The organism is Pseudomonas extremaustralis (assembly GCF_900102035.1).
GTDB lineage: Bacteria > Pseudomonadota > Gammaproteobacteria > Pseudomonadales > Pseudomonadaceae > Aquipseudomonas > Aquipseudomonas extremaustralis.
Map to the genome: position 1 here is coordinate 2,268,490 of NZ_LT629689.1, position 25,302 is coordinate 2,293,791.

Annotated in this window: 25 protein-coding genes; 10 read left to right on the plus strand and 15 right to left on the minus strand. The window is 63.4% G+C overall.

The window, feature by feature from the left end; genetic code table 11:
• Positions 1 to 7 precede the first annotated feature (7 nt).
• From BLR63_RS10330 to BLR63_RS10340, 3 genes are read left to right on the plus strand one after another with little or no spacing between them, the layout of a single operon-like run.
• The gene (locus BLR63_RS10330) at positions 8 to 916 is read left to right on the plus strand and encodes an ABC transporter permease (protein ID WP_010564227.1); all 909 of its coding nucleotides are present in this window, start codon (positions 8 to 10) and stop codon (positions 914 to 916) included.
• 1 nt (position 917) lies between these two features.
• Positions 918 to 1,739, plus strand: coding sequence for an ABC transporter permease (locus tag BLR63_RS10335; protein ID WP_042946652.1), 822 nt, complete (start codon positions 918 to 920; stop codon positions 1,737 to 1,739).
• On the plus strand, positions 1,732 to 3,204 hold the full coding sequence (locus BLR63_RS10340) for an aldehyde dehydrogenase family protein (RefSeq protein ID WP_010564225.1): 1,473 nt from the start codon (positions 1,732 to 1,734) through the stop codon (positions 3,202 to 3,204). The genes BLR63_RS10335 and BLR63_RS10340 overlap by 8 nt, the downstream gene beginning before the upstream one ends.
• 191 nt (positions 3,205 to 3,395) lie before the next feature.
• Here BLR63_RS10340 and BLR63_RS10345 read toward each other — a convergent pair whose 3' ends face one another.
• Complete coding sequence (locus tag BLR63_RS10345) at positions 3,396 to 4,463, minus strand: NAD(P)-dependent alcohol dehydrogenase (RefSeq protein ID WP_010564224.1); 1,068 nt, start codon at positions 4,461 to 4,463, stop codon at positions 3,396 to 3,398.
• 148 nt (positions 4,464 to 4,611) lie between these two features.
• Between BLR63_RS10345 and BLR63_RS10350 the strand changes: the two genes are divergently transcribed.
• Positions 4,612 to 5,430 carry an alpha/beta fold hydrolase gene (locus BLR63_RS10350; protein ID WP_010564223.1) on the plus strand — a complete coding sequence of 273 codons (819 nt, stop codon included), beginning with the start codon at positions 4,612 to 4,614 and terminating at the stop codon, positions 5,428 to 5,430.
• 45 nt (positions 5,431 to 5,475) lie between these two features.
• Here the strand turns inward: BLR63_RS10350 and BLR63_RS10355 are convergent, their stop codons facing one another.
• Positions 5,476 to 5,850 (minus strand): DoxX family protein, encoded by a 375-nt coding sequence (locus BLR63_RS10355; protein WP_010564222.1) that lies wholly within the window; start codon positions 5,848 to 5,850, stop codon positions 5,476 to 5,478.
• Positions 5,851 to 5,926: 76 nt separating this feature from the next.
• The gene (locus BLR63_RS10360; RefSeq protein ID WP_010564221.1) at positions 5,927 to 6,802 is read right to left on the minus strand and encodes a LysR family transcriptional regulator; all 876 of its coding nucleotides are present in this window, start codon (positions 6,800 to 6,802) and stop codon (positions 5,927 to 5,929) included.
• Between the two features lie 111 nt (positions 6,803 to 6,913).
• Here BLR63_RS10360 and BLR63_RS10365 point away from each other — a divergent pair, with 111 nt between their 5' ends.
• Both BLR63_RS10365 and BLR63_RS10370 read left to right on the plus strand, forming a co-directional pair.
• On the plus strand, positions 6,914 to 8,155 hold the full coding sequence (locus tag BLR63_RS10365; RefSeq protein ID WP_010564220.1) for a YbfB/YjiJ family MFS transporter: 1,242 nt from the start codon (positions 6,914 to 6,916) through the stop codon (positions 8,153 to 8,155).
• Positions 8,142 to 9,140 carry an NAD(P)H-quinone oxidoreductase gene (locus tag BLR63_RS10370; RefSeq protein ID WP_042946621.1) on the plus strand — a complete coding sequence of 333 codons (999 nt, stop codon included), beginning with the start codon at positions 8,142 to 8,144 and terminating at the stop codon, positions 9,138 to 9,140. Before BLR63_RS10365 ends, BLR63_RS10370 begins: the two co-directional genes overlap by 14 nt.
• Positions 9,141 to 9,271: 131 nt before the next feature.
• On the opposite strand, the gene BLR63_RS10375 is transcribed toward BLR63_RS10370, so the two are convergent.
• The 3 genes from BLR63_RS10375 to BLR63_RS10385 all read right to left on the minus strand — a co-directional run bounded on the left by BLR63_RS10375 (position 9,272) and on the right by BLR63_RS10385 (position 11,779).
• Positions 9,272 to 10,396, minus strand: a complete 1,125-nt coding sequence (locus BLR63_RS10375) for an alkene reductase (RefSeq protein WP_010564218.1) — start codon at positions 10,394 to 10,396, stop codon at positions 9,272 to 9,274.
• Between the two features lie 79 nt (positions 10,397 to 10,475).
• The gene (locus BLR63_RS10380; RefSeq protein ID WP_010564217.1) at positions 10,476 to 11,153 is read right to left on the minus strand and encodes a type 1 glutamine amidotransferase domain-containing protein; all 678 of its coding nucleotides are present in this window, start codon (positions 11,151 to 11,153) and stop codon (positions 10,476 to 10,478) included.
• Positions 11,150 to 11,779, minus strand: coding sequence for a TetR/AcrR family transcriptional regulator (locus tag BLR63_RS10385; RefSeq protein WP_010564216.1), 630 nt, complete (start codon positions 11,777 to 11,779; stop codon positions 11,150 to 11,152). Before BLR63_RS10385 ends, BLR63_RS10380 begins: the two co-directional genes overlap by 4 nt.
• A 171-nt stretch (positions 11,780 to 11,950) precedes the next feature.
• On the opposite strand from BLR63_RS10385, the gene BLR63_RS10390 reads away from it, so the two are divergent.
• The gene (locus BLR63_RS10390; protein WP_010564215.1) at positions 11,951 to 12,895 is read left to right on the plus strand and encodes a GlxA family transcriptional regulator; all 945 of its coding nucleotides are present in this window, start codon (positions 11,951 to 11,953) and stop codon (positions 12,893 to 12,895) included.
• On the opposite strand, the gene BLR63_RS10395 is transcribed toward BLR63_RS10390, so the two are convergent.
• Complete coding sequence (locus tag BLR63_RS10395; RefSeq protein ID WP_042946620.1) at positions 12,892 to 13,398, minus strand: GNAT family N-acetyltransferase; 507 nt, start codon at positions 13,396 to 13,398, stop codon at positions 12,892 to 12,894. The genes BLR63_RS10390 and BLR63_RS10395 overlap by 4 nt on opposite strands.
• Positions 13,399 to 13,576: 178 nt before the next feature.
• Between BLR63_RS10395 and BLR63_RS10400 the strand changes: the two genes are divergently transcribed.
• Entirely contained in the window at positions 13,577 to 14,446 is an 870-nt protein-coding gene (locus BLR63_RS10400) for an undecaprenyl-diphosphate phosphatase (RefSeq protein ID WP_010564213.1), read from the plus strand.
• A 40-nt stretch (positions 14,447 to 14,486) separates the two neighbouring features.
• On the opposite strand, the gene yghU is transcribed toward BLR63_RS10400, so the two are convergent.
• Positions 14,487 to 15,314 (minus strand): glutathione-dependent disulfide-bond oxidoreductase, encoded by an 828-nt coding sequence (yghU, locus tag BLR63_RS10405; protein WP_010564212.1) that lies wholly within the window; start codon positions 15,312 to 15,314, stop codon positions 14,487 to 14,489.
• Positions 15,315 to 15,390: 76 nt separating this feature from the next.
• Positions 15,391 to 16,290: a LysR substrate-binding domain-containing protein gene (locus BLR63_RS10410; protein ID WP_010564211.1), complete on the minus strand. Its 900-nt coding sequence runs from the start codon at positions 16,288 to 16,290 to the stop codon at positions 15,391 to 15,393.
• Positions 16,291 to 16,465: 175 nt separating this feature from the next.
• Between BLR63_RS10410 and BLR63_RS10415 the strand changes: the two genes are divergently transcribed.
• Positions 16,466 to 17,068: a glutathione S-transferase family protein gene (locus tag BLR63_RS10415; RefSeq protein ID WP_010564210.1), complete on the plus strand. Its 603-nt coding sequence runs from the start codon at positions 16,466 to 16,468 to the stop codon at positions 17,066 to 17,068.
• Positions 17,069 to 17,074: 6 nt separating this feature from the next.
• Here the strand turns inward: BLR63_RS10415 and BLR63_RS10420 are convergent, their stop codons facing one another.
• Complete coding sequence (locus BLR63_RS10420; RefSeq protein ID WP_010564209.1) at positions 17,075 to 17,842, minus strand: SDR family NAD(P)-dependent oxidoreductase; 768 nt, start codon at positions 17,840 to 17,842, stop codon at positions 17,075 to 17,077.
• A 137-nt stretch (positions 17,843 to 17,979) separates the two neighbouring features.
• Between BLR63_RS10420 and BLR63_RS10425 the strand changes: the two genes are divergently transcribed.
• Complete coding sequence (locus BLR63_RS10425) at positions 17,980 to 19,128, plus strand: aldose epimerase family protein (protein ID WP_010564208.1); 1,149 nt, start codon at positions 17,980 to 17,982, stop codon at positions 19,126 to 19,128.
• Positions 19,129 to 19,185: 57 nt separating this feature from the next.
• Here BLR63_RS10425 and araH read toward each other — a convergent pair whose 3' ends face one another.
• From araH to BLR63_RS10450, 5 genes are all read right to left on the minus strand, one after another.
• Positions 19,186 to 20,154 (minus strand): L-arabinose ABC transporter permease AraH, encoded by a 969-nt coding sequence (gene araH / locus BLR63_RS10430; protein ID WP_078834509.1) that lies wholly within the window; start codon positions 20,152 to 20,154, stop codon positions 19,186 to 19,188.
• A 9-nt stretch (positions 20,155 to 20,163) separates the two neighbouring features.
• Entirely contained in the window at positions 20,164 to 21,666 is a 1,503-nt protein-coding gene (araG, locus tag BLR63_RS10435) for an L-arabinose ABC transporter ATP-binding protein AraG (protein ID WP_010568124.1), read from the minus strand.
• Positions 21,663 to 22,667 (minus strand): substrate-binding domain-containing protein, encoded by a 1,005-nt coding sequence (locus tag BLR63_RS10440; RefSeq protein ID WP_010568123.1) that lies wholly within the window; start codon positions 22,665 to 22,667, stop codon positions 21,663 to 21,665. Before BLR63_RS10440 ends, araG begins: the two co-directional genes overlap by 4 nt.
• Before the next feature lie 146 nt (positions 22,668 to 22,813).
• A complete protein-coding gene (locus tag BLR63_RS10445; RefSeq protein ID WP_010567325.1) occupies positions 22,814 to 23,677 on the minus strand; it encodes an SMP-30/gluconolactonase/LRE family protein in 864 nt (287 codons plus the stop codon).
• A 36-nt stretch (positions 23,678 to 23,713) separates the two neighbouring features.
• Positions 23,714 to 25,294 (minus strand): aldehyde dehydrogenase (NADP(+)), encoded by a 1,581-nt coding sequence (locus tag BLR63_RS10450; protein WP_010567326.1) that lies wholly within the window; start codon positions 25,292 to 25,294, stop codon positions 23,714 to 23,716.
• Positions 25,295 to 25,302: the final 8 nt, after the last annotated feature.

Genomic DNA, 25,302 nt, shown 5'->3' on the forward strand with positions numbered 1-25,302 from the left:
GCCCACCATGCATGCCGCCACGCACCCGTCCACGGTGACCGCCCTGCCCGTTTCCGAACGCCAGCGGCGCAGCCTTGGCCGGCGTATCACCCTGCTGATGCTATTGCCGTCGACCCTGTGGTTCCTGCTGCTGTTGTTGATGCCGCTGGTGATCATCCTGGTGTTCAGCTTCGGCGAACGCAGCGCTGTAGGCGGCTACGCCGGGGGCTTCACCCTGGGCAATTACCTGAACCTCGGTTCGCGGGCGGCGGCGTTCGGCAATACCCTGATGCTGGCGCCGCTGGGCACACTGGTGTGCTTGGTGGCCGCTTACCCGCTGGCGTATTTCCTCGCGGTGAAGGTCAGCCGCAACCGCTCGTTGCTGCTGACACTGGTGATCGTGCCGTTCTGGACCAGCTTCCTGATCCGCACCTACGCGTGGATCTTCATCCTCAGTGGCAAGGGCATTCCGGCGTTGCTGGCCAGCCTGGGCCTGGAGGATGTGCGCTTGATCAACACGCCGTGGGCGGTGCTGATCGGCATTGTCTACGGCTACCTGCCGCTGATGGTGTTTCCGATCTATGTGAGCCTGGAGAAACTCGACAAACGCCTGCTCGAAGCCTCCGCCGACCTCGGCGCCAGCGCCTTCGAGAGTTTTCGGCGCATCACCCTGCCGCTGTCGGCGCCGGGGATCATTACCGGGGTGATGCTGGTGTTCATCCTGCTGATGGGCGAGTTCCTGATCCCGGCGATCCTCGGCGGCGGCAAGGTGTTTTTTGTCGGCAACGCCTTGGTGGACCTGTTCCTGCAATCGCGCAACTGGCCGTTCGGCAGTGCGCTGGCGATGACCCTGGTGGCGATGATGCTGGTGATCATCGGCGTGTATTTGAAGCTGGTGGCGCGCTATGGCGGCCGCCCTGCCGACGGAGGCCTGTGATATGTGGCTGCGCAGTTACTCGACCTCGCTGTACCTGTTTCTCTATGCGCCGATTGCGCTGATCGTGCTGTTCAGTTTCAACGCCGGACGCAGTGGCCTGGCGTTCGAATGCTGTTCGGTGCAGTGGTTCGGCCGCGCGTTCGGCAACCCGTTCATCATGGAAGCCCTGGGGCACAGCGCCTTTATCGCGCTGTGTTCGGCGCTGATTGCCACGTTGTTCGGCACCCTGGCGGTGTTCGGCCTGCAACGGGCCGGGGCGCGGGTACGCATGCTGTTCGACGCGCTGACCTACTGCGCGATCATCGTGCCCGGAATCGTCATCGGCATCTCCACGCTGATCGCCTTCATCAGCCTGTTCGACCTGATCAACCCATTGCTCGCCAGTTGGATGCCGGGGGTGCCGCGCCTGAACATGGGCTTCTTTACGGTGATCGCGGCGCACTCGCTGTTCACCATGGCCCTGGTGATGGTCATCGTGCGCAGCCGTGTCGACACCCTGGACAAAGCGCTGCTGGAAGCCTCGGCCGACCTGTATGCGCCGCCGATGCAGACGTTCTGGCGCGTGACCCTGCCGCAGATCAGCCCGGCGATCATGGCCGGCTTCCTGCTGGCGTTCACTTTCAGCTTTGACGATTTCATCATTGCGTTCTTTGTCGCCGGCCCGGAGACCACCTTGCCGATCTACATCTTTTCGTCGATTCGCCGTGGGGTCACACCCGAGATCAATGCCGTGTCGACGGTGATCATCTGCGTGTCACTGATCCTGCTGTTCACTTCCCGCCACCTGCAAAACCGCCGCGCCCAGGAGCCTGCCCATGCGTGACCACCTGTATATCAACGGCCAGTGGGTCAGCCCGGACCTGGGCGGCTACCTCGACGTGATCGACCCGGCCACCGAGCAGGTATTCGAGCGCGTCGCCGCCGGCACCGAAGAAGACATCGACCACGCCGTGCGCGCAGCCCGTCGCGCGTTCGACAACGGCTGGAGCCAGACCCGTGGCCAGGAACGCGGGCAATGGCTCGACGCCCTCGCTGACGAACTGGAACGCAGCCAGCCGGCGCTGGCCGAACTGGAAGTGCGCGACAACGGCAAGCCGCTGCCCGAAGCATTGTGGGACGTGGGCGATGCCATCGGCTGTTTCCGTTACTACGCCGGCCTGGCCAGGGAGCTGGACGCGCGCCAGGACCAGCCGCTGGCCTTGCCCGATGCGCGGTTTCGCTGCCGCATCCGCCATGAGCCGATCGGCGTGGCCGGGCAGATCATCCCCTGGAACTACCCGCTGCTGATGGCTGCGTGGAAGGTCGCCCCCGCCTTGGCCGCCGGTGCCACGGTGGTGTTGAAACCTTCGGAACTGACCCCCCTCACCGCCCTGGAGCTGGCGGGCGCCGCTGACCGTATCGGCTTGCCGCCCGGCGTGTTGAACGTAGTCACCGGCCTGGGCGCCGAGGCCGGCAGCCCGCTGACCGAGCACCCCGGCGTCGACAAACTGGCCTTTACCGGCAGCGTGCCCACCGGGGCGAAGATCATGTCGGCGGCGGCGCGGGACATCAAGAACATCAGCCTGGAACTGGGTGGCAAATCCGCATTTATCGTGTTCGACGACGCCGATGTCGAAGCCGCGGTGGAATGGATTCTGTTCGGGATTTTCTGGAACCAGGGCCAGGTGTGCAGCGCCACCTCGCGCCTGTTGGTGCAGGACGGCATCGCCCCGCGTCTGATCGAGCGGCTGGTGGATGAAACCCGCAAAATCACCCTCGGCCCGGGATTGGAACCCGGTGTGCTGCTCGGGCCGCTGGTCAGCCAGGGGCAATACGACAAGGTGCTCGGGTTTGTCGACCAGGGCCTGGCCAGCGGCGCCCGCCTGCTCACCGGCGGCAAACGCCCTGCCCACTTGGACAAGGGTTATTTCATGGAGCCTGCGATCTTCGACGAACCAGCGCACAACAGCATCCTCTGGCGCGAAGAAGTGTTCGGCCCGCTGCTGTGTGTGAAGCGTTTCAAGACTGAGGAACAGGCGCTGCAGATGGCCAATGCCAGCCGCTTCGGCCTGGCGGCGGCGGTGATGAGTGCCGACCCGCAACGCAGTACGCGGGTGGCCAACCAACTGCGGGCCGGGATTGTCTGGGTCAATTGCTCCCAACCCACTTTCGTCGAGGCCCCGTGGGGCGGCATGAAACACAGTGGCATCGGCCGCGAACTGGGGGAATGGGGCTTGCACAACTACCTGGAGGTCAAGCAGGTCACCGAGTACGTCAGCGAGGAGCCGTGGGGCTGGTATTTGAAATAGACGTTTTGACCGGGTTTTCACCGCCCCCGACGACGCGGCCGGGGGCGACGATTCCTTTCAACCCCCCCTCCTACAACTGCCGCCCATGGTAGGAGCGAGCTTGCTCGCGAAGAACCCAAGCGCGCCGCGTTTATCCAGGATGAACGCGTTATCGTTGGCGACTTTCGCGGGCAAGCCCGCTCCTACCAGGGTCAAGCGGCGTGGCTTTGTTTTTTCAGGCTGTCCATGTCGATCACGAACCGATACTTCACATCGCCCTTGAGCATGCGCTCATAGGCCTCGTTGATGCCCTGGATATCGATCATTTCGATGTCGGAGACGATCCCGTGCCTGGCGCAGAAATCCAGCATGTCCTGGGTTTCCTGGATACCGCCGATCAACGAACCGGCCAGGCTGCGGCGCTTGAAGATCAGGTTGAACACCGTCGGCGACGGGTGCGGGCTGTCGGGGGCGCCGACCAGGGTCATGGTGCCGTCGCGCTTGAGCAGGTTGAGGAACGCATCCAGGTTGTGCGGCGCGGCCACGGTGTTGAGGATGAAGTCCAGGCTGTTGGCGACCTTGGCCATTTCGTCCGGGTTCTTCGACACCACCACCCGGTCGGCGCCCAGGCGCAGGCCGTCTTCGCGTTTGTTCGGTGAGGTGGTGAACAACGTGACATGGGCACCCATGGCGTGGGCGATCTTCACCGCCATATGGCCCAGGCCTCCCAGGCCGACCACGCCGACCTGGGTACCGGGGCCGACCTTCCAGTGGTGCAGCGGCGAATAGGTGGTGATGCCCGCGCACAACAGCGGCGCCACGGCGGCCAGGTTACTGTCGTCGTGGGAGATGCGCAGTACGAACTTCTCCTTGACCACGATGTTGTCCGAATAGCCGCCGAAGGTATTTTCACCGCCGAACACCGGGCCGTTGTAGGTGCCGGTGAAGCCGTTCTCGCAGTATTGCTCCTCGCCTTCGGCGCAGGACGCGCAATGTTGGCAACTGTCGACCATGCACCCGACACCGGCCAGGTCGCCGACCTTGAACTTCGTCACATCGGCGCCCACCGCCGTCACGCGGCCGACAATCTCATGGCCCGGCACCGATGGGTACAGGGTGTTGTTCCACTCGTTGCGCACGGTGTGCAGGTCGGAGTGGCAGACGCCGCAGTAAAGAATGTCGATCTGGACATCTTCGGCCCCCGGCGCGCGGCGCTCGAAGGTGAAGGGCTTGAGTGAGTCCTTGGCGTTCTGGGCAGCGTAGCTGTAAGTCTTGGCCATTTCGTTCACCTGTGTGATCTGACGGTAGAGGTCAGTGGACCAGCATAGACCCGGAACCGTTCAACCGAGCACACCCGTACAAGCCCTTCGTCCGGTTTGCGGCAATAGTCAGCTGGAGCATTTCCGCCCCTCAACCAGGAGTTTTTGCATGAGCACATTTGTGGCAAAAGACGGTACCCAGCTCTATTTCAAGGACTGGGGCAGCGGCAAGCCCGTGCTGTTCAGCCATGGCTGGCCACTGGACGCCGACATGTGGGAATACCAGATGGAATACCTGAGCAGCCGCGGCTTTCGCACCATTGCGTTCGACCGCCGTGGTTTTGGCCGCTCGGACCAGCCGTGGACCGGCAACGACTACAACACCTTCGCCGACGACATCGCCCAGTTGATCGAACACCTGGACCTCAAGGACGTGACCCTGGTGGGCTTCTCCATGGGTGGCGGCGACGTGACCCGCTACATCGCCCGCCACGGCAGTGCCCGGGTGGCCGGCCTGGTGCTGCTGGGCGCGGTCACGCCGGCGTTCGGCCAGAAACCGGACTACCCGCAAGGCGTCCCGGCCGAAGTGTTCGAGGGTATCAAGGCCGGGCTGCTCAAGGATCGCGCGCAATTTATCGCGGACTTCAACACGCCCTTCTTCGGCATTAACAAAGGCCAGAAGGTCTCCCAGGGCGTGCTGACCCAGACCCTGCAAATCGCCTTGCTGGCGTCGCTCAAATCCACCGTGGATTGCGTCACCGCCTTTGCCGATACCGACTTCCGCCCGGACATGGCCAAGATCGACGTACCGACCCTGGTGATCCACGGCGACGGCGACCAGATCGTGCCGTTCGAGACCACCGGCAAAGTGGCCGCCGCGTCGATCAAGGGCGCCGAGCTGAAAGTCTACAAGGACGCGCCCCACGGCTTTGCGGTGACCCACACCCAACAGCTCAACGAAGACCTGTTGGCGTTCCTGACCCGCTGATACACCCTCTCCTTATTTGGCCGGGCTTGCCCGGCTTTTTTTATCTCAAGCCAGGCGCAAACGCCTCGGCCCCGCGATCAGAATGCTGGTGAAGATGATCAGCAACAGCCAGCCGAACTGGCCCTCGAACACGCTCCACTCAGGGTGTACCACCACCATCGCGATCAGCAGCACCGCCAGGATCGGCAGGCACGCCAGGCGCACCAGCAGCCCGGCGACGATCAGCAGCGGGCACAGCACTTCGGCGAAAATCGCCAGCAACAGCGTTACATGCGCCCCCAGGTGGAAAGGGTCTTCGATGAGCTTCAACTGCTCGCTGTAGTTGAGCACTTTAGGCAGACCATGCACCCCCAGCAGGAACAACGCGCCGCTGATCCGCAGGAACAACAGGCCCAGGTCCTGAGCTTTTGACTCGTTCATACGCACTCCCCCGTTCGTTAACCGACCGGCATTCTGTCGCCTGGGCCGTGCGTACGCTTGCAACCGTGTGCTGACCTCACTCCCCCGTCGCAGCGAACCCGGCGACGATTTCATCGATCACCGCACGCACCCGCGCGGTATGCCGCAGATCGGCGTGGGTCACCAGCCAGATATCGTAGGGCAGCGGGCGGGTCCGCTGGGGCCACAGGCGGACCAGCCCATCCCGTTCGCCGGTGTTCACCGGGATTTCGCCGATGCCGATCCCGGCGGCAATGGAGCGCCGCACCAGCAGGCTGGAGCTCAAGGCCGCGACGATACGCCCGCGCCCCAGAGGCTCCGAAACCAGCGTCATATCCTTGTGGGTTTGCAGGTAGGGTTGATAGACCACCAGGTCGTGGCCCTCGAACAGGCTGCCCGGTTCCGGCACGCCGTGTTGCTCGATATAGCCCTGGGAGGCAAACAGGCCCACCGGCCAACGGGCGAGGCGCCGGGCGATCAGGTCCGGGTTGTCTGGACGGGTGTTGCGCACGGCGATATCGGCTTCACGCTTGGCCAGGCTCAGGACCCGGGTGGAGGCGTCAAGTTGCACGTGTACGTCGGGGTGCTTGTGGTGCAGGCGGGCGATGGCGGGGATCAGGAAGTCGATGGCCAGGGAGTCGGTGGTGCTGACCCTGACGGTACCGGTCAGGCGGTCATCCAGGCCCTGGATCTGGCGCTCCAGGTCGAGCGCCGAGCGTTCCATTTTTTCCACCGACAGCAACGCGGCTTCGCCGACGGCGGTCAATACGTAACCCTCGGAGGTGCGCAGGAACAAGGTCGCGCTGAGGGATTTTTCCAGGGCATTGATCCGCCGGCCGACGGTGGCCTGGTCGACGCCCAGTACCCGTGCGGCACCGCGCAGCGTCGACTCGCGGCATACCGCCAGGAACACCCGCGCATCGTCCCAATTCATGCTGCCTCCCGATGATGCATATATGCATCGCTGTGACGTATATTCGCCGCATTATTGCATCGACAAACCTGGATATGCTGGACGCCAGCAAAAAAACCCAGGACCGCCATCATGCCTGACACTCACACCCCACCCCGCCGCTCAGTGTGGTTGCCGATCTTCGCCGGCCTGTGCGCCAGCCTGGTCGGCATCGGCCTGGCGCGCTTTGCGTATACGCCATTGCTGCCGACGCTGATCCAGGCCCGCTGGTTTGATGCCAATGACGTGGTGTACCTCGGCGCCGCCAACCTGGTGGGCTACCTGATCGGCGCACTGATCGGTCGCCCCATCGCCCGGCGCACCTCCCACCAGACCGCCCTGCGCAGCATGATGGTCGCCGTGACCCTGGCATTTTTCGCCTGTGGCTTCCCGTTGTCGGTGATGTGGTTCTTCGCCTGGCGCCTGCTGTCGGGGATCGCCGGTGGCGCGATCATGGTGCTGGTGGCGGCGACTGTGCTGCCCCATGTACCCGCTGAACGCCGGGGCCTGGCCAGCGGCGCGATCTTTTTGGGCATCGGCCTGGGCATTGCCGGCTCCGGCACGCTGGTGCCGCCGCTGCTGAGCCTTGGATTGCAGCAGACCTGGTTCGGTCTGGGCCTGTTGGCGCTGGTACTGACCGCCGCCAGTTGGTTCGCCTGGCCCGCCAGCACGTCCCACGAAACCGCAGCCCACGCGGGCAAACCGGCGCCAACGCCGGCCGGTGTGTACCTGTTGTTCGCCCAGTACGCCTTCATGGCAGCGGGCCTGGTGCCGGCCATGGTGTTCCTGGTGGATTACGTGGCGCGCGGATTGGGTGACGGGCCACAGGTGGGCGCGCTGATCTGGGTAATGTATGGCCTGGGCGCGATTGTCGGGCCGGTCACTTATGGGTTCCTGGCCGACAAGCTCGGCGCGCGCGTGAGTATTCGTGCGGTTCTGGTGGTGCAAGCGATCGCCGTTGGCGCGTTGCCCTTTGCCGGCTCGTTTACCACCCTCGCGATGCTGGCCGTGATCCTCGGTTCGTTTCCGCCTGGCATCGTGCCGCTGGCCCTGGCGCGCGTGCATGAATTGTTGCCCGAGCCCCATCGTCAGCACGTGGCCTGGAGCCGCGCGACGGTGTCCTTCGCGTCATTCCAGGCGCTGTCGGGTTTTGCCTACTCGGCCCTGTTCAACAGCAGCGGCGGCCAGCATGCGCTGTTGTTCATGCTCGCGGCCGGGGCCATAGTGGTCGCATTGTCGCTGGAGCTGGGCATGATCGTGCTGAACCGCCGCCCCTCACTACAGTCCCAACCCCTATGTTCACCGCTACAGGTACTCTCAAATGACGCTTCCTAAAGAAATGACCCTGATCGAAATCACCACCCCCGGTGGCCCCGAGGTGCTGCAACCGCGCCGCGCGGACGTACCGGTGGCCGGTCCCGGCGAGATCCTGATTCGCGTGCACGCTGCCGGGGTCAATCGCCCCGACGCCTTGCAACGTGCCGGCAAGTACCCGATGCGACCCGGCATGAACCCGCTCCCCGGTCTGGAAGTGGCCGGCGAAGTGGTGGCGCTGGGTGACGGCGTCACGGCGTACACCCTCGGCGACAAGGTCTGCGCCCTGACCAATGGTGGCGGCTATGCGCAATTTTGCAGCGTGCCGGCGAGCCAGGCGCTGCCGATCCCCGAGGGCATGGACTGGATTCAAGCCGCCGCGATACCGGAAACCTTCTTCACCGTGTGGGCCAACCTGTTCGGCCTGGGCGATGCGCACCACGGCCAGCGCGTGTTGATCCACGGCGGTACGAGTGGCATCGGCACCACCGCCTTGATGCTTTGCCACGAGTTCGGCATCCAAGCCTTCGCCACCGCCGGCAGTGCCGACAAATGCGCAGCCATCGCCAAGCTGGGCGCCGAGCCGATCAATTACCGCGAGCAGGACTTTGCCCAAGTCATCGCCGAACACACCGACGGCCAGGGCGTGAACGTGATCCTCGACATCATGGGAGCCTCGTACCTGAACAACAACCTCAAGGCCCTGGCCATGGACGGTCACCTGGTGATGCTCGGCTTCCTCGGCGGCGGCAAGGCCCACGACGTCGACCTGTTGACCATCCTCGCCAAGCGCGCGGTGATTACCGGCTCGCTGTTACGCCCGCGCAGCAAGGATGAAAAAGCCGCGATTGCCGAGCAACTGCGCGAATACGTGTGGCCGGTGCTGGCCGCCGGGCGCTGCCTGCCGATCATCGACAAAGTGTACGAATACACCGACGCCGCCCAGGCCCATGCGCGGATGGAAGGCGGGGACCACATCGGCAAGATCGTGTTGCGCGTGAACTGATCTGGAACTCACCACAAAACACCTGTGGGAGGGGGCTTGCTCCCGATAGCGATCCTCCAGATACAGATCATCTGACTGATACACCGCCATCGGGAGCAAGCCCCCTCCCACATCGATCGGTGGCGCCATGCTTATGCGGGGTAGGTGGGGTAATCGATGTACCCTGCCTCCGTTCCGCCATACAACCCTTCTGCCTTCAGCGGATTCAACGGCCAGCCATTGAAAATCCGCTGCGGCAGATCCGGGTTGGCAATGAACGGCCGCCCGAACGCAATCAGGTCCGCCAAGCCCGCTTGCACCAAGCCCGCGCCACGCTCAGCGGTGTAGCGGCCGGCATAGATGATGCGACCGCTGAAGGTGCTGCGCACGGCGGCGCGGAACGTGTCCGGCAACACCGGGGCGTTATCCCAGTCGGCTTCGGCGATGGAGACGTAGGCAATGCCCGATGCCTCCAACACCTTGATCGCTTCGATATAGGTGTGGTGCGGGTCTTCTTCCACCAAACCGATGTACACGCGGTCCTCATCGGTGCCGCTGAACAGCGGCGAAAAACGCACGCCCAAACGTTCCGGCCCCACCACCTTGCACACGGCCTCAACGATCTCCCGCAGAAAACGCAGGCGGTTGTGCAGCGAACCGCCGTATTCGTCGTCACGCTGGTTGGAATGGGCGGAGATGAACTGGTTGACCAGGTAACCGTTGGCCGAGTGGATCTCCACGCCGTCGAACCCTGCGTCCAAGGCATTGCGCGCCGCCTGTGCGTACTGCGCGACCAACCCCTCGATCTCAAGCACGCTCAGTGCGCGCGGCACCGGCGGTTGCATCAGTTCACCGACGCCCGGCCCGGTTTCGATAAAGGCTTTGGCCTGCACCGCCTGGATCGCCGACGGCGCCACCGGGGCTGCGCCGCCGGGCTGCAAGGCGTTATGGGACACGCGCCCCACATGCCACAGCTGGGCAAAGATCACCCCGCCTTCGGCATGCACGGCGTCAGTGACCTTGCGCCAGCCGTCGATCTGCGCCGCCGAATAGATCCCCGGCGTCCACGCGTAACCCTGGCCACGGGGTTCGATCTGCGTGCCTTCGCTGACCATGAAACCGGCACCGGCGCGCTGGCGGTAATACTCGGCCATCAGGTCGGTGGCGATATCGCCGGGTTGCGCGCTGCGCTGACGGGTCAGGGGCGGCAGGACCACCCGGTTGGTTAACGTGTGATGCCCCAGTTTGATCGGGGTACTTAATACATGAGCAGTCATCGGCAATATTCCAAATTCAGGACGAACTAAAGCCTTGGCGACTCTTGCGAGTCGCCAATCCATCGAGCGGTTGATTAATTTAAGCGGTGAGTTTCAGCAGGGCTTTTGCGACGTCGCTGGAACTTGCAGGATTCTGGCCGGTGACCAACAACCCATCTTCCAGGACAAAGGACTGCCAATCGGCGCCCTTCTCGTACTTGCCGCCCAGGGCCTTGAATTCATTTTCGATCAAGAACGGCACCACATCCGTCAGGCCCACCGCCGCTTCTTCGGCGTTGGAAAAGCCGGTAACGCGACACCCCTTGACCAGCGGTTCGCCATTGACCGCCTTGACGTGACGCAAGGCGCCCGGCGCATGGCAGACAAAACCGATGGGCTTGCCGGCGCGTTCGAACGACTCGATCAGCGCGATGGACACCGGCGATTCCGCCAGGTCCCACAGTGGCCCGTGACCGCCTGGGTAGAACACCGTGTCGAAATCGGCGGTGTTGACCGTGTCCAGCTTGACGGTAGTGGCCAGGGCCTGTTGCGCGGCCGGGTCGGCGGCGAAGCGGCGGGTCTGTTCGGTTTGTGCATCCGCCTGGTCGCTCACTGGGTCCAGCGGCGGCTGGCCACCGGCCGGGGACGCCAGCACCACGTCGGCGCCGGCATCCTTGAACACGTAATAGGGGGCGGCGAATTCTTCCAGCCAGAAGCCGGTCTTGCGACCGGTGTCGCCCAGTTGGTCGTGAGAGGTCAGTACCATTAATACTTTCATGTTCCAGTGCCTCGGTCGGTGTGAATGTCGGTGTGTTCAGGGCAGCCCAACACCTGTCGGGTCAGCCGCAACGCCTCGTCGAACGGCGTTGAGGTTCGGGTGATCTTGCCCATGACGCTGGCCCCCAGCCATAACGCGTATAGCTGGCGGGCCAGGTCCTGTGGGCTGTGTTGCAGCACCAGGGAACCGTCGGCAACGCCGCGCGCCATGGCTACGGCGAGCAGTTCGATGGTGCGTGAGGTGCCGCGTTGCAGCGCCAGGCGCATGGGTTCTGAAAGGTCAGACACCTCGGCGCCGAGTTTGACGGCAAGGCATTTGCCCGCATCGGTGCAGCCGGTCTGATTGTCGATCCAGCATTGCCAATACCGCATCAACTTGGCGGGCTGGGACACGCCCGGCTGGTCGAACAGTTGCTGCATGCCCTGCACATAGTTATCGAAGTAGGTGTCGAGCAAGACCACGCCAAACGCGTCTTTAGAGCTGAAGTAGTGATAGAACGAACCCTTGGGCACATCGGCGGCTTGAAGTATTTCGTTCAACCCCACCGCAGAAAATCCTTTACGGCCCACAATCGACTGCGCCGTGTCCAGAATCGTCTGCCGTGCACTTTTAGTTTCGCTGCTCATGCTTCACTCCGCCCGATTAGACCAGTCGTCTAGTTCGTGGCGTGAATGTTAGGAGTCGGGGCTGATGCCCACAATGTCATATCCGCAAGGATTCCGGACACGCCATGAAGTCGGTTGCCGTTTTCCCGGCAGCCACCGACAATCCCCTCCCCCACGCCCCGGAGACAGACGATGCACAGCGTTGCGCTGATGGTTTACCCGAACTTTCAATCCCTGAGCCTCAGCCTGGGCTCGGTGTTCGAGTGCGCGAACCTGCTGCGCGGTGAGCCGGCCTATGAGTTTCACCTGGTGTCGGAGAACGGCGGCGCGGTGATGACGTCCCAGGGCTTCTCGGTGAACACCACGCCGATCCGCGCCCAAGGCTATGACACGCTGATCGTCAGCGGCTACCTGGAATTTCGCCTGCCGGAAGCCAACCTGCTGGAGTTGGTCAAGGCGGCCTCGGCGCAATCGCGGCGGATCGCCTCGCTGTGCACCGGGATTTTCGTATTGGCCGAAGCGGGTCTACTGGCCGGCAAGCGCGCCACCACCCACTGGATTCATGCCCCGGCGTTTCGCAAGCGTTACCCGGATATTCCGCTGGAAGACGACAAGCTGTTCATCGTCGACGGCCAGATCTGGACCGGCGCCGGCATGAGCGCCGGGGTCGACCTGGCGCTGGCCATGGTGGAGAACGACCTGGGCAGCGACCTTGCCCGGCGCATCGCGCGCAAGCTGGTGATCGCCCAGCGCCGCGGCAGCGAGCAGTCGCAGCTGTCGGCCCTGCTGGAACTGGACCCCAAGTCCGACCGCGTGCAACTGGCCCTGGCCTATGCCCGCGAGAACCTGACCCACGACCTGTCGGTGGAAGCCCTGGCGGATGTGGCGCGGTTGAGTCCCCGCCAGTTCAGCCGGGTGTTTCGCGAAGAAACCGGGCAAACCCCGGCCAAGGCTATCGAGTCCCTGCGGGTGGAAGCCGCGCGGGCGATGATGGAAACCAGTCGCCATCCGGTGGAAGTGGTGGCCCGCGAAACCGGCTTCGGCGATCGCGAGCGCATGCGCCAGGCGTTTCTGCGTGCCTTCGGCCAGCCGCCCCAGGCCATGCAGCAGGCGTTTTTCGGCGACCGCAACGCTTAGTGCAGCGCCGCCCGGGTAATCAGGTAACTCACCAATTGCGGCTCGTCGTCCAACTCGATGGTGTTCACCGGGCGCGGCAGGTTATCCAGCACCGTGCGCCAGAACGCCTGGGACACTTCGTCCTGATCGTAAAACCGCACCAGCCAATTGGCCTCGCCGCTGCACAGCACCTGGGTGGCGATGGCGCTGCCGATGCCTTTGCGGCGGTAGCGCTTGAGGATGAATAGGTCGGCCAGTTCCAGGGCATCGATGCCCGGCAACTCACTGCCTTCGATCAGCAGGAACCCGGCGATATAGCCATCGACCAGCAGCAGGTTGGCGCTCCACTGCGGGTCGTGCCAGTAACGGTTCAGGTGCTCGTCATGGATGTAGAAGCGGCCATCGGTCTCGACATCTTCCTGCTCCCAGTCCGACGACTCATAGGCGTAGTACTGGTAGAGATTGCGGATCAGCTCGGCATGCTCCGGGCCGGTCTGGATCAGTTCGACGGTGGTTTCAGGCATGGAATTCTCAGTCAAAAAATGCAGGGCGCCATTGTTCACAAAAGTGCCGGACAAGCCAATGGACGGCCGAACCTTTCTACTTGCTGAACCGATTGCAGATAGCAATTGCCTTAGCCAAAACCTTGAAACATTTCGAATAAACTTCGCCGGTTCGCCTCTTTTCTCAAGGACACGCACCGTGACCAACGTCTGTACCGCCGGCCTGGATGTAGGCTTCGCTTCCCTGGACTACCTGCAGATCTTCATCCTGGGCGTGATCCAGGGCATTACCGAGCTGTTGCCGGTGTCGTCCACCGCCCACATGCGGGTGGTCCCCGCCCTGCTCGGCTGGCAGGACCCAGGCTCGGCGTTTTCGGCGGCGATGCAATTGGCCGCGCTGGCGGCGGTGGTCAGTTACTTCTGGCGCGATGTGCGCCAGGTGGTCAGCGGCAGCATCGGCGCGGTGCGCCAGGGCGACTACAACAACCAATGGTTCAAGCTGGCGGTGGCGATTGTGCTGGCGACCGTGCCGATCGGCATCGCCGGCCTGGCCTTGTCTTCGACCCTGAACGCCTGCAACTCGCCGTTGCGCGGGCTGATGGTGATTGGCATTTCCTGCGTGGTGATGGCGGTGCTGTTGGCGGCGGCCGAGTTGCGCGCCCGGCATACCCGGGACATGGGCCAGATGCGCCTGCGCGATGCCTTGATCGTCGGTGTTGCGCAGATCGGCGCCCTGATTCCAGGCGTGTCGCGCTCCGGCTCGACGCTGACGGCGGCGCTGTTCCTCAACTTCAAACGCGAAGAGGCCGCGCGCTTTTCCTTCCTGCTGGGCCTGCCGGCCATCGCCCTCGCCGGGCTGAAAGAGCTGTGGGTGCTGCTGCACGCGGACATGCCCGCCCATGCCTGGCCCCATCTGTTGTTTGGCCTGGTGGTGGCAAGCGTCTCGGCGTTCTTTGCGATCTGGGGCCTGATGAAGTTCCTGGAGCGTTTCTCCACCTGGCCGTTCGTGATCTACCGCGCGCTGCTGGGGGTGTTCCTGATCGTCGCCGTCAGCACCGGCTGGCTGTAGGAACGAGCTTGCTCGCTCCTACCGGTTTATAGGGGCGCGGTCAGTCCAGATCGCTGGCGTCATGCCGTTCGGGCAACTGATCGTCGCCGGAAACACGATTGACCCGCCGCCCACGCTGCACCGCCGGCCGTGCGTCAATCGCATCGGCCCAGCGCAGTACGTGTTTGTACTCATGCACCGACAGAAATTCTGCCGCGCCATACAAGCGGCCTTTGACCAGCCCGCCGTACCAGGGCCAGATGGCGATATCGGCAATGGTGTAGGCGTCGCCGGCGATGTATTCGCTCACGGCCAGGCGCTTGTCCAGCACATCGAGTTGACGCTTGGTTTCCATGGCGAAGCGGTTGATCGGGTATTCCATCTTGCTCGGCGCGTAGGCATAGAAATGCCCGAAGCCACCGCCCAGGTAAGGCGCGCTGCCCATCTGCCAGAACAGCCACGACAAGCACTCCGCGCGGGCCGCAGGCTCAGTGGGGAAGAACGCGCCGAACTTCTCGGCCAGGTACTGCAAGATCGCGCCGGACTCGAACACACGAATCGGCTGGGCGCCGCTGTGGTCCATCAACGCGGGAATCTTCGAGTTCGGGTTGACCGCGACGAAACCGCTGCCGAACTGGTCGCCATCGCCGATCTTGATCAGCCAGGCGTCGTATTCCGCCCCGGTATGCCCGAGAGCCAGCAGCTCTTCGAGCAGGATGGTGACCTTCTGCCCGTTGGGCGTGGCCAGGGAATACAGTTGCAGCGGGTGCTTGCCGACCGGCAGTTCCTTTTCATGGGTCGCGCCGGCAATCGGGCGGTTGATGCTGGCGAAGGTGCCACCGCTTTCGGTGTCCCAGGTCCAGATTTTCGGAGGTACGTAATCGGTCATGCTCAGTGCTCCAGGGGCGCTTGCGCTTAACGAAGCGCTCCAGACTAAACGAAAGGTTGATGGGGGCAAACCTCTTTCAAGTGGGTGCTTTCAACTGCCCAAGGTAGCGTTCGACTTCCCCGGACAACCATTGGGAAAACTCCCGTTGCTTGCCTTCCGAACGTTCCCGCGGTGGCCAGACCAGCCAATAGGGATAGGCATAGGGCGCGCTGACATCGCTCAACTGCACCAGCTCTCCCCGCTCGATGGCGTCGTGCACCAGGCTGCGGCGTTCCAGGGCGATGCCCTGCCCCAGACGAACCGCTTCCAGTACCAGGTTCGAATCGTTACTGCACAGGCCCTTGCGCTCACGCCCCATCTCGACGCCCGCGGCCTCGCACCAGGGCAGCCAGGACTCGGTGTTGTAGATGATCGGGCTGTCGACAATCTGCTGCGGCGTCTGCGGCAGGCGCCCACGATTGAAATGCGGGGCGGCGACCACCACCACGTCATCGTGAAACAACAGCTGCTGCTCGACCCCCTCCCAATCGCCCTTGCCCATGCGGATGCCGATATCCACCGACTCTTGATGCAGGTTGGAGACCGTCAGGCTCGCTTGCAGGCGAATGCTGATATGCGGGTAGAGCCGCTGGAAACCCGGTAGCCGCGGCAACAGCCAGGAACGACCGAACGAGGGCAATACCGCCACCACCAGCTCATCGATCTTGGGTTGTGCCTGGAGTAATCGCGTGGCCTCGGCGATATCCCCCAGGGCCTTGCGGATCTGCAATGCGTAGAGGCGCCCATCCTCGCTGACCCGCAAGCCACGGCCTTCCCGCACGAACAGGGTCAACCCGACAATCTCCTCCAATACCTTGATTTGCTGGCTGATCGCCGAGTGCGTGACGTGCAATTCCTTGGCCGCCAGGGTGACGCTTCCTAACCTGGAAGTGGCTTCGAAACTGCGCAGGCAGGTCAACGGAGGAAATGCACTCATGTAAGCTCAACTAACCTTTTCGAATAAAAATTATCAATATTGTCAGGGGATGACTCGCTATAAAGTAACCTCAATTTAACAATCCTGCCTCTGGACTATGCTTCGATCCCTGCAAGTCCTTCAAGCACCTACACCGAACTTTGAACATAACCCTGACGTAAAAAATGGAGGCTTCATGAAACTGGTCGGCATGCTGGACTCGCCCTATGTGCGCCGCGTCGCAATTTCCCTGGACCTGTATGGGGTGGATTTTGTGCATGAACCCTTGTCGGTGTTCAGATCGTTCACCGAGTTTTCCCGGATCAACCCGGTGGTCAAGGCGCCGACCCTGGTGCTGGACGATGGCACGGTGTTGATGGATTCCAGCCTGATCCTCGACTACCTGGAGGCCCTGGCCCCGGCCGACAAAAAGCTGCTGCCCCAACGCCCCACCGCTCGCGCCCGTGATTTGCAGATACTCGGGCTCGCCCTGGCCGCCTGCGAGAAAAGTGTGCAGATCGTCTACGAACACAACCTGCGGCCGGCAGAGAAGCAGCATGCGCCCTGGATCGAACGCGTGACCGGCCAGTTGCTGGCCGCCTATACGCTGCTCGACAAACACCTGGCCCCGGCCGACAGCGAAGCGCTGACCCAGGCGTCGTTGACGGCAGCGGTGGCCTGGTCCTTCAGCCAGTTCACCGTGGCATCGGTGGTGAAGGCCGCTGCGTTCCCCCACCTGCAACGCCACGCCGAGCGGCTGGAGCAGCACCCGGCGTTCAAGCGCTACCCCATCGAATGACGCGGCCTACACCCAACCGCCGTCCACGATAAAGTTCTGCGCCGAACACATCGCCGACACATCGGAGGCAAGAAACAACGCCATGTTGGCGATGTGTTCCGGCAACACACTCCCCGGCAGGCACTGGCTGCGGCTGATCAGTTCCTTGGCGGCGTCATCCACCCACAGGGCCAGTTGTTTTTCCGTCATCACCCAGCCCGGTACCAGGGTGTTGACACGGATACCGTTCGGCCCCAGCTCGCGTGCCAGGGCACGGGTCATGCCATGGGCGGCGGCCTTGCTGGCGGCGTACACCGGGTAGCCGGCGGAGGCCATCATCCAGCCGACCGAGCCGAGGTTGATGATCGAACCAAAGCCTGCGTTTTTCATCATCGGCACCACGGCCTTGGCGGCGAAGAAGGCGTGCTTGAGGTTGACGGCGATCAGCCTGTCGAATGTTTCCGAATCGATTTCCTCCAGGGTGTGACGCACGTCATTGGCGGCGTTGTTCACCAGCACGGTGATCGGCCCCAGTGAGTGTTCAAAACGCGCGATGGCTGCCTTGTAGGCGATCTCATCGGTGATGTCGCAACAGACAAACTCGACGGTATGCCCCTGGGAACTCAACAGCGCCGCCAGGCGTTCGCCCTGGCTTTGAGCGCGGTCCACAAACCCCACCTTGGCCCCCTGCGCAGCAAAGGCCCGCACCATGAATTCGCCAATCCCCGAGGCGCCGCCGGAAATCAACACAGCCTTGCCTTTGAGGTCGGGATAAACCGCGTGTTCAGTGCTCATAAAAGAATGCCTCGTCCAATTAGTCTTATTTTATTTTACGAAATCGGGGTTAACGGCTATAAATTCGCTGTCGCATCGACAACATATCGCAAATTAGTAGAACTATTCCAACCAAAACAACAAAAGGAAGTTCGACCATGAAGCACCCTCGACACCTGCTTTCCGGCCTGGCGCTCTCCATGCTGATCGCCAGCGGCGGCGCCCAGGCTGGCGGCTTGTCCAGCGAGCAAAAACCCTTCGGCAAAACCAACGACGGCACCGCCGTCGAACAGTACATCCTGCGCAACAGCCACGGCATGCAAGCCACGGTGATCACCTACGGCGGCGTGTTGCAGTCGCTGAAGGTGCCGGATAAACACGGCAAGCTCGACGACGTGGTCCTGGGGTTTGACGACGTGCAGGGCTATCAACGCGGCACGGCGTTTTTCGGCGCGACCATCGGGCGCTTCGGCAATCGCCTGGCTGGCGGCGCCTTTGAACTCGACGGCAAACGTTACCAGGTACCGCTCAACGATGGCCCCAACGCACTGCATGGCGGCGCCCAGGGTTTCGACAAGCGCGTGTGGAAAGCCGAACCGGTCAAGGACAAAGACTCGGTCGGGGTGAAGCTGAGCTATCTGTCCAAGGACGGTGAAATGGGCTTCCCCGGCAACCTGAACACCGAGGTCACCTACCGCCTGAACGACAACAACGAACTGCACATCGATTACACGGCCACCACCGACACACCCACGGTGCTCAACCTCACCAACCACAGCTACTTCAACCTGGCCGGCGCGGGGAACGGCGACATTCTCAAGCACGTCGCCAGCTTGCACGCCAGCCACTACACACCGGTGAATGCCACCTTGATCCCCACCGGCGAACTGGCTCCGGTCAAGGGCACGCCGATGGACTTCCTCAAGCCCACCGCCATCGGCCAGCACATCAAGGACGACCACCCGCAACTCAAATTCGCCGAGCCGAAACAGGGCGGGTTTGACTTCAACTGGGCACTGGACACCCAAGGCGACGTCAAGCAACTGGCCGCCGAAGTGCATGACCCTGCCTCGGGCCGACGCTTGCAGCTCTACACCAGCGAGCCGGGCGTGCAGTTCTATACCAGCAACTTCCTGGATGGTTCGGTGAAGGGCAAGGGCGGCAAAACCTATCGGCACTGGAGTGGTTTCACCTTGGAGACCCAGCACTTCCCGGATGCGCCTAACCAGCCGAACTTCGCCTCCACCCGCTTGAACCCAGGGCAGACCTATACCCAGCACACCATTTTCAAATTCTCCGCTGACTGACGGCTGTAGGGGCCGGCTTGTGGTGGTGAGGGGGCTTGCTGTGGCAAGCCCACTCAATCAGCGTTGTTTCATGCGGTCGATCACCACTGCCAGCAACAGGATCGAACCGCGGATCACATACTGGTAAAACGTGTCGATGTTCTTCAGGTTCATCGCGTTCTCGATGATCGCCAGGATCAATACTCCGGCAATCACATGGCGGATCATCCCTACCCCGCCGCTCAGCGACACCCCGCCCAGCACGCACGCCGAAATCACCGTCAGCTCGAAGCCCTGGCCGATCATCGGTTGGCCCGAGGTCATGCGCGAGGCGAGGATCACCCCGGCCAACGCGCCGATCAAGCCGTGCACGGCGAAGATCAGGATCTTGGTGCGGTCGACATTCACCCCGGCGAGCAATGCCGCTTCCGGGTTGCCGCCGATGGCCATGGTGTTGCGTCCGTAGGTGGTGTAGTTGAGCAGCCAGCCGAAAAATACAAAGCACACAATCGTGATCAGGATCGGCACCGGCACGCCCAGCAACTGGCCGTTACCAAAGATAAAGAACTGTTCCTGGGACACCCCCACCGCCTTGCCGTCGGCAAAGATGTACGCCAGGCCGCGTACGATCTGCATGGTCGCCAGGGTGGTGATCAGCGCGTTGACCCGCAGCTTGGCGATCACGATGCCGTTGATCAGCCCGACGATCAGGCCCATCAGCAGCGCCGCGCCGATGCCCAGCAGGACGCTGTCGGTGTCGCGCATTACGATCGCCGCCACCACCCCGGCGCAGGCGATCACCGAGCCCACCGACAAGTCGAAGTGCCCTGACGCCAGGCAGAACAACATGGTGCACGCGGCGATGCCCACGGTGGAAATCGCCAGGCCCAACCCGCGCATGTTCAGCGGCGAGAGGAAGTTGTCGATCAGTAAGGCGCACAGCAGAAAAATCCCCAGCGCCGCCAGCAGCATCGCCCAATTGTCCAGCAGCGCACGCGTATCGAGGGGTTTGCGGGCCGTCGCCAGCAGCTTGTGTTGAGTGGTCATGGTCATCTCTCAGTTCGCCAGGCCGCGCGGCAACGCCAGCTGCAGCAGGTTGGATTCAGTGGCGTGGGCGCGGGTCTGTTCGCCGCGCATCGCGCCTTCGCACAGCACCAGGATGCGGTCGGCAATGCCCATCACTTCCATCAGGTCGCTGGACACCACGATCACCGCAATGCCGCTGGCCGCCAGGTTATGGATGATCTGGTAGATCTCGGCCTTGGCGCCGATGTCGATGCCGCGCGTGGGTTCGTCGAGCAGCAACACTTTCATCGGCATCGATAGCCAACGGCCCAAGATGGCCTTCTGCTGATTGCCGCCGGACAGGTAGAGGATTTTCTGCTCGGCGTTCGGCGTCTTGACCTTCATCGCAGTGATTTGCCGCTCGGCGTTGCCCTTTTCCCAGCCGTCGCGCAGCAGCCAGCCGAAGCGCGAATGGGCGCCGCGCGCGCTGATGTTGATGTTCTCCGCGACGCTGGACAGCGGAATGATGCCCTCCTTCTTGCGGTCCTCCGGGCACAGCAGCACGCCGGCGGCGATGGCGTCGCGGGGCGAGCGCAGTTGCAGCGGCTGACCACACAGCTCCAGGCTGCCGGCGCTGGCGCGCTCCAAGCCGCTGAGCAGGCGAAACAGCTCCGTGCGCCCGGCCCCCACCAGCCCGAACAGGCCAAGAATCTCGCCCTTGCGCACCTCAAAACTGACCGGCTCGCGCAACCCCGGGCCGAGCAAACCGTCGACCTTGAGCGCCACGTCACCGTGCTCGCGCGGGCGGTAATCGTAGATGTCCTGGATATCGCGGCCGACCATGCACGTCACCAACTGGTCGTGGCTCAGCGTGCTCATGTCGTCAAACGTGCGCACGTAGCGCCCGTCCTTGAACACCGTGACCGCGTCGCAGATGCGGAACACTTCTTCCATGCGATGGGACACATAGAGCACCACTTTGCCCTCGTCGCGCAGGCGCGTGATGATCGCCATCAAGCGCTCGATCTCCCGCGCCGACAGGCTGCTGGTGGGTTCGTCGAAGGCGATTACATGGGCACCACGGGACAAGGCCTTGGCGATTTCCACCAGTTGCCGCTGGCCGAGGGACAGGCGTCCGAGTTTTTCATCCGGATCGATTTCATCGGCCAGGCCCTTGAGGCACGCCAGCGCCTGTTGGCGCAGCAGCCGGCGGTTGACCACGCCGAAACGCGTCGGCAAGTGCCCGAGGAACAGGTTCTCGGCGACGCTCATTTCCGGCACCAGGTGCAGCTCCTGGTGGATCACCGCGACGCCGCTGGCGATGCTGTCGGCGGCGCATTTGAACGCCATGGTCTGTGCGCCGATCTGCACGCTGCCGCTGCTCGGAATGTAGGCGCCGCCGAGGATCTTCAGCAGCGTCGACTTACCCGCGCCGTTCTCGCCCATCAACGCGTGCACCTGCCCCGGCTGGGCGCTGAAGCTGATGCCGTCCAGCGCCTTGACCCCGGGGAAGGTTTTGCCGATGCCGTCAAAACGCAGTGCCGCTGCACTCATTTCCACAACCCGATCTTGGTCAGTTCTTCCTGGAAGTTGGCGCGGGTGATCAGCGTCACTTCGTCCATGGCCGTGTACTTCGGCGGCTCCTTACCGGTGGTGACCCACTCGTACATCATCAGCGCAGTGTTGTAGCCCTCGATGTGCGGGCTGGGCAGCATCGAGCCGAAGAAGCCGCTGTTGGCCTTCTTCAATTCGCCGATGGCGTCGGTGCCATTGATGCCGATGCCGATCACGTTGGCGGCGGCAAACCCGGCGCTTTCGGTGGCGCGCACGCCGCCGAGCACGGTGTTGTCGTTCATGCCGCCGATGATCAGGTTTTTCGCGCCACTGGGCAGCTTGACCAGGGCCGAGTTGGTGGCGTCCATGCTGCCCGGCACGTCGAGGGTTTTGAGCGCGGCGGTGAGGATGTGGTCCTTGGGAATCCCGGCTTCTTCGAGGGATTTGATCGAACCGTCGGTGCGTTTCTTGCCGGTGTCGAGTTCGTTGAAGGTGTTGATCACCGCGTAGGTGTCCTTCCAGTCCCAGCCACGTTTTTTCGCCTCGGCGGCCATCGCCGCGCCCTGCTTCTGACCGACTTCGAAGGCGGCCATGCCCAGGTACGGCACGTCTTCCATGAAGTTGCCCTTGGCATCGACGAAGCGATCATCCACGGCCATGACCTTCAGGCCATTGACCTTGGCCTTGGCGACAATCGCCGGGCCGAGGGACACATCCGGCGGGCAGATCACAAAGCCCTTGGCACCGTTGGCGGCCAGGCTGTCGATGGCCGACAGCGTCTTCTCGCCATCGGGCACGGCGATCTTGATCACGGTGAAACCATGTTCCTTGCCGGCTTTTTCGGCGAAGGCCCATTCGGTCTGGAACCAGGGTTCTTCGGCTTGCTTGACCAGGAAACCGATTTTCACGGCTTCGGCGGCCAGCGACAGCCCACTCAAGCCGATGGCCGAGACCGCCACGGCGGCGCAGCACAAGGAACGGATAGCACGACGACGATTCATACGGTTGACTCCTTATTGTTGTTGTTTTTTGTAGGAGCGAGCTTGCTCGCGAAAAACCTGAGGGCGCCGCGTGCATTCAGGAGGCGCGCGTCATCGTTAACGTTTTTCGCGAGCAAGCTCGCTCCTACAGTGAAGCGGTGCAGCGTTTAGCCGGCGAAGCGGTGACAGGGTTTGCCTGGCACATCGACCTCGATGGCCAATACCGCGCCGTCCAGCGGGTGATCCAAAGGGCTGGCGGCGCTGGTGATGTACAGCGTGGTGAGGTTGGGGCCACCGAACACGCAACTGGTGGGGCGGCTGATGGGCAATTCGAGGATGCGGTCCACCGCACCGTCGGGTGTCAAGCGCAGCAGGCAACTGCCGTCCCAGCGCGCGTTCCAGATGTAGCCTTCGACGTCCATCGCCGAGCCGTCCGGCCCGCCGCGCGTGTGCGGGCCGAACCACGCCTGGGCCGGTGCCAACTGGCCGTCCGCCTGGATTGCATGGCGGTACAGCGTGCCGTCCAGGCTGTCGCCGAAGTGCACGTGCGCGCCGTCATCACTCCACAGCAAGGTATTGGGAATGCCCAGGCCGTGGAGCAACGGCGTGACCTGGCCATCGGTATCGATGCGAAACAGGCCGCCGGAGCGCCGGGTGATGGGCAAGTCTTCGCCCTGCGCGCCGATGTTGTTCTGCATGGTGCCCAGCCACAGCCGGCCATTGGCATCGCAGCGCGCTTCATTGCCACGGTTGCCCGGTTGCGGGTCGGCCACGCACAGCAGGGTCAAGGCTTCGGTGACCAGGTCCAGCCGATACACGCCGCTGCTCAAGGTCACCAGCGCATCGCCGCGCTCACAGGGGATGAACGCCGAGACGGGCTCGGGCAACTGCCACACCCGCAGCCGCCCGCCCATCAGGCGCAGCGCCTGTTTGCCGGCGATGTTGACCCAATACAACGCCTGGGTATCCACGTCCCAGAACGGCCCCTCTCCCAGTTGCGCACGATGCGCGGTGACGGCGTGAAACGGCATGTTGCCTCCTGGATTGTTGTTGTTCTCAGGTGTGCGTTACAGCGAATCGCGTGACGGTGTGCCATCCACCAGGCGCTGGATACGCAACGGGTTGGCGTTCTTCAACGCGTCCGGCAGCAGGCTGTCGGGGTAATTCTGGAAGCACACCGGGCGCAGGAAGCGGTCGATGGCCAGACTGCCCACCGAGGTGCCACGGGCATCGGACGTCGCCGGGTACGGCCCGCCATGCACCATCGCATCGCAGACTTCCACACCGGTCGGATAGCCGTTGAGCAGGATGCGCCCGACTTTCTGTTCCAGCAGCGGCGTGAGTTCGGCGAACTGTTGCAGGTCGGCCGGCTCGCCGATGATCGTCGCCGTGAGTTGGCCGTGCAGGCCGTGCAAGGCAGCGCTGAGCTGGGCTTGATCGGCGACTTCGACAAACACGGTGGTGGGGCCGAACACTTCCTCTTGCAGCACTTCGTCGCCGTCGATCAGCAGGCGCACATCGGCCTTGAACAGTTGCGGCCGCGCCTGATTGCCCGCCTGGGCGTCGCCGGCCCGATGCTGGATGCCAGCGTGCGCGCGCAGTTTGTCCAGGCCTTTGGCGTAGCTGCTCAAGGTGCCGGCGTTGAGCATGGTTTGCGCCGCTTGCTCGCTGATCAGGCGGGCCACCTGCTGGGTGAACGCGGTAAAGGCCGGTGAGGCGATGCCGATCACCAGGCCGGGGTTGGTGCAGAACTGACCGCAGCCTTGCACCACCGAAGCGGTCAGGTCGCGGGCCACGCTGTCGGCGCGGGTTTGCAGGGCCTCGGGCAAGACGATCACCGGGTTGATGCTCGACATCTCGGCAAACACCGGGATCGGCTGCGGGCGCGCCGCCGCCATATCGCACAAGGCGCGACCGCCCTTGAGCGAGCCGGTAAAGCCCACCGCCTGGATCGCCGGGTGCTTGACCAGCGCCTCACCAACGCCGCCGCCAAAGATCATATTGAACACGCCCGCCGGCATTTCAGTGGCCTCGGCCGCGCGGATGATCGCATCGGCGACGCGCTCGGCCGTGGCCATGTGTCCGCTGTGGGCCTTGAACACCACCGGGCAGCCGGCCGCCAACGCGGCAGCGGTATCACCGCCCGCGGTGGAAAACGCCAGGGGGAAGTTGCTCGCGCCAAACACTGCCACAGGCCCCAGGCCGATGCGGTATTGGCGCAGGTCCGGACGCGGCAGCGGTTGGCGATCCGGCAGCGCCTTGTCGATACGCGCGCCGTAGAAATCGCCGCGACGCAGTACGTTGGCGAACAAGCGCATCTGGCCGCTGGTGCGCCCGCGCTCGCCCTTGATGCGTGCGGCGGGCAGCGCGGTTTCGCGGCACACCAGGTCGATGAAGTGATCGCTCAGGGCATCCAGCTCGTCGGCAATCGCGTCGAGGAATTGCGCCCGGCGCGCCGCACTCAAGGCGCGGTAGGCCGGGTAAGCGGCGGCGGCAGCCTGGGCGGCGGCGTCGACTTCCTGCGCGGTCGCCTGATAGAACGCCTGGGGCAAGGCTTCGCCGGTCGCCGCGTCAATGCTCTGCAACGTGATGCTGCCAGTGGCGCTGCGCTGGCCGCCGATGTAGTTGTGGCCGAGGAACTGGGTCATGTGGATCT

Coding starts and splice junctions, on each gene's coding strand:
- BLR63_RS10370 (WP_042946621.1), top strand. CDS start 8,142: ATGACGCTTCCTAAAGAAATGACCCTGATCGAAATCACCACCCCCGGT.
- BLR63_RS10345 (WP_010564224.1), bottom strand. CDS start 4,463: ATGGCCAAGACTTACAGCTACGCTGCCCAGAACGCCAAGGACTCACTC.
- BLR63_RS10350 (WP_010564223.1), top strand. CDS start 4,612: ATGAGCACATTTGTGGCAAAAGACGGTACCCAGCTCTATTTCAAGGAC.
- BLR63_RS10395 (WP_042946620.1), bottom strand. CDS start 13,398: ATGCCTGAAACCACCGTCGAACTGATCCAGACCGGCCCGGAGCATGCC.
- BLR63_RS10340 (WP_010564225.1), top strand. CDS start 1,732: ATGCGTGACCACCTGTATATCAACGGCCAGTGGGTCAGCCCGGACCTG.
- BLR63_RS10380 (WP_010564217.1), bottom strand. CDS start 11,153: ATGAAAGTATTAATGGTACTGACCTCTCACGACCAACTGGGCGACACC.
- BLR63_RS10355 (WP_010564222.1), bottom strand. CDS start 5,850: ATGAACGAGTCAAAAGCTCAGGACCTGGGCCTGTTGTTCCTGCGGATC.
- BLR63_RS10440 (WP_010568123.1), bottom strand. CDS start 22,667: ATGAATCGTCGTCGTGCTATCCGTTCCTTGTGCTGCGCCGCCGTGGCG.
- BLR63_RS10330 (WP_010564227.1), top strand. CDS start 8: ATGCATGCCGCCACGCACCCGTCCACGGTGACCGCCCTGCCCGTTTCC.
- BLR63_RS10425 (WP_010564208.1), top strand. CDS start 17,980: ATGAAGCACCCTCGACACCTGCTTTCCGGCCTGGCGCTCTCCATGCTG.
- BLR63_RS10445 (WP_010567325.1), bottom strand. CDS start 23,677: ATGCCGTTTCACGCCGTCACCGCGCATCGTGCGCAACTGGGAGAGGGG.
- BLR63_RS10390 (WP_010564215.1), top strand. CDS start 11,951: ATGCACAGCGTTGCGCTGATGGTTTACCCGAACTTTCAATCCCTGAGC.
- BLR63_RS10365 (WP_010564220.1), top strand. CDS start 6,914: ATGCCTGACACTCACACCCCACCCCGCCGCTCAGTGTGGTTGCCGATC.
- araG (WP_010568124.1), bottom strand. CDS start 21,666: ATGAGTGCAGCGGCACTGCGTTTTGACGGCATCGGCAAAACCTTCCCC.
- BLR63_RS10360 (WP_010564221.1), bottom strand. CDS start 6,802: ATGAATTGGGACGATGCGCGGGTGTTCCTGGCGGTATGCCGCGAGTCG.
- BLR63_RS10415 (WP_010564210.1), top strand. CDS start 16,466: ATGAAACTGGTCGGCATGCTGGACTCGCCCTATGTGCGCCGCGTCGCA.
- BLR63_RS10335 (WP_042946652.1), top strand. CDS start 918: ATGTGGCTGCGCAGTTACTCGACCTCGCTGTACCTGTTTCTCTATGCG.
- yghU (WP_010564212.1), bottom strand. CDS start 15,314: ATGACCGATTACGTACCTCCGAAAATCTGGACCTGGGACACCGAAAGC.
- BLR63_RS10410 (WP_010564211.1), bottom strand. CDS start 16,290: ATGAGTGCATTTCCTCCGTTGACCTGCCTGCGCAGTTTCGAAGCCACT.
- BLR63_RS10385 (WP_010564216.1), bottom strand. CDS start 11,779: ATGAGCAGCGAAACTAAAAGTGCACGGCAGACGATTCTGGACACGGCG.
- araH (WP_078834509.1), bottom strand. CDS start 20,154: ATGACCACTCAACACAAGCTGCTGGCGACGGCCCGCAAACCCCTCGAT.
- BLR63_RS10450 (WP_010567326.1), bottom strand. CDS start 25,294: ATGACCCAGTTCCTCGGCCACAACTACATCGGCGGCCAGCGCAGCGCC.
- BLR63_RS10420 (WP_010564209.1), bottom strand. CDS start 17,842: ATGAGCACTGAACACGCGGTTTATCCCGACCTCAAAGGCAAGGCTGTG.
- BLR63_RS10375 (WP_010564218.1), bottom strand. CDS start 10,396: ATGACTGCTCATGTATTAAGTACCCCGATCAAACTGGGGCATCACACG.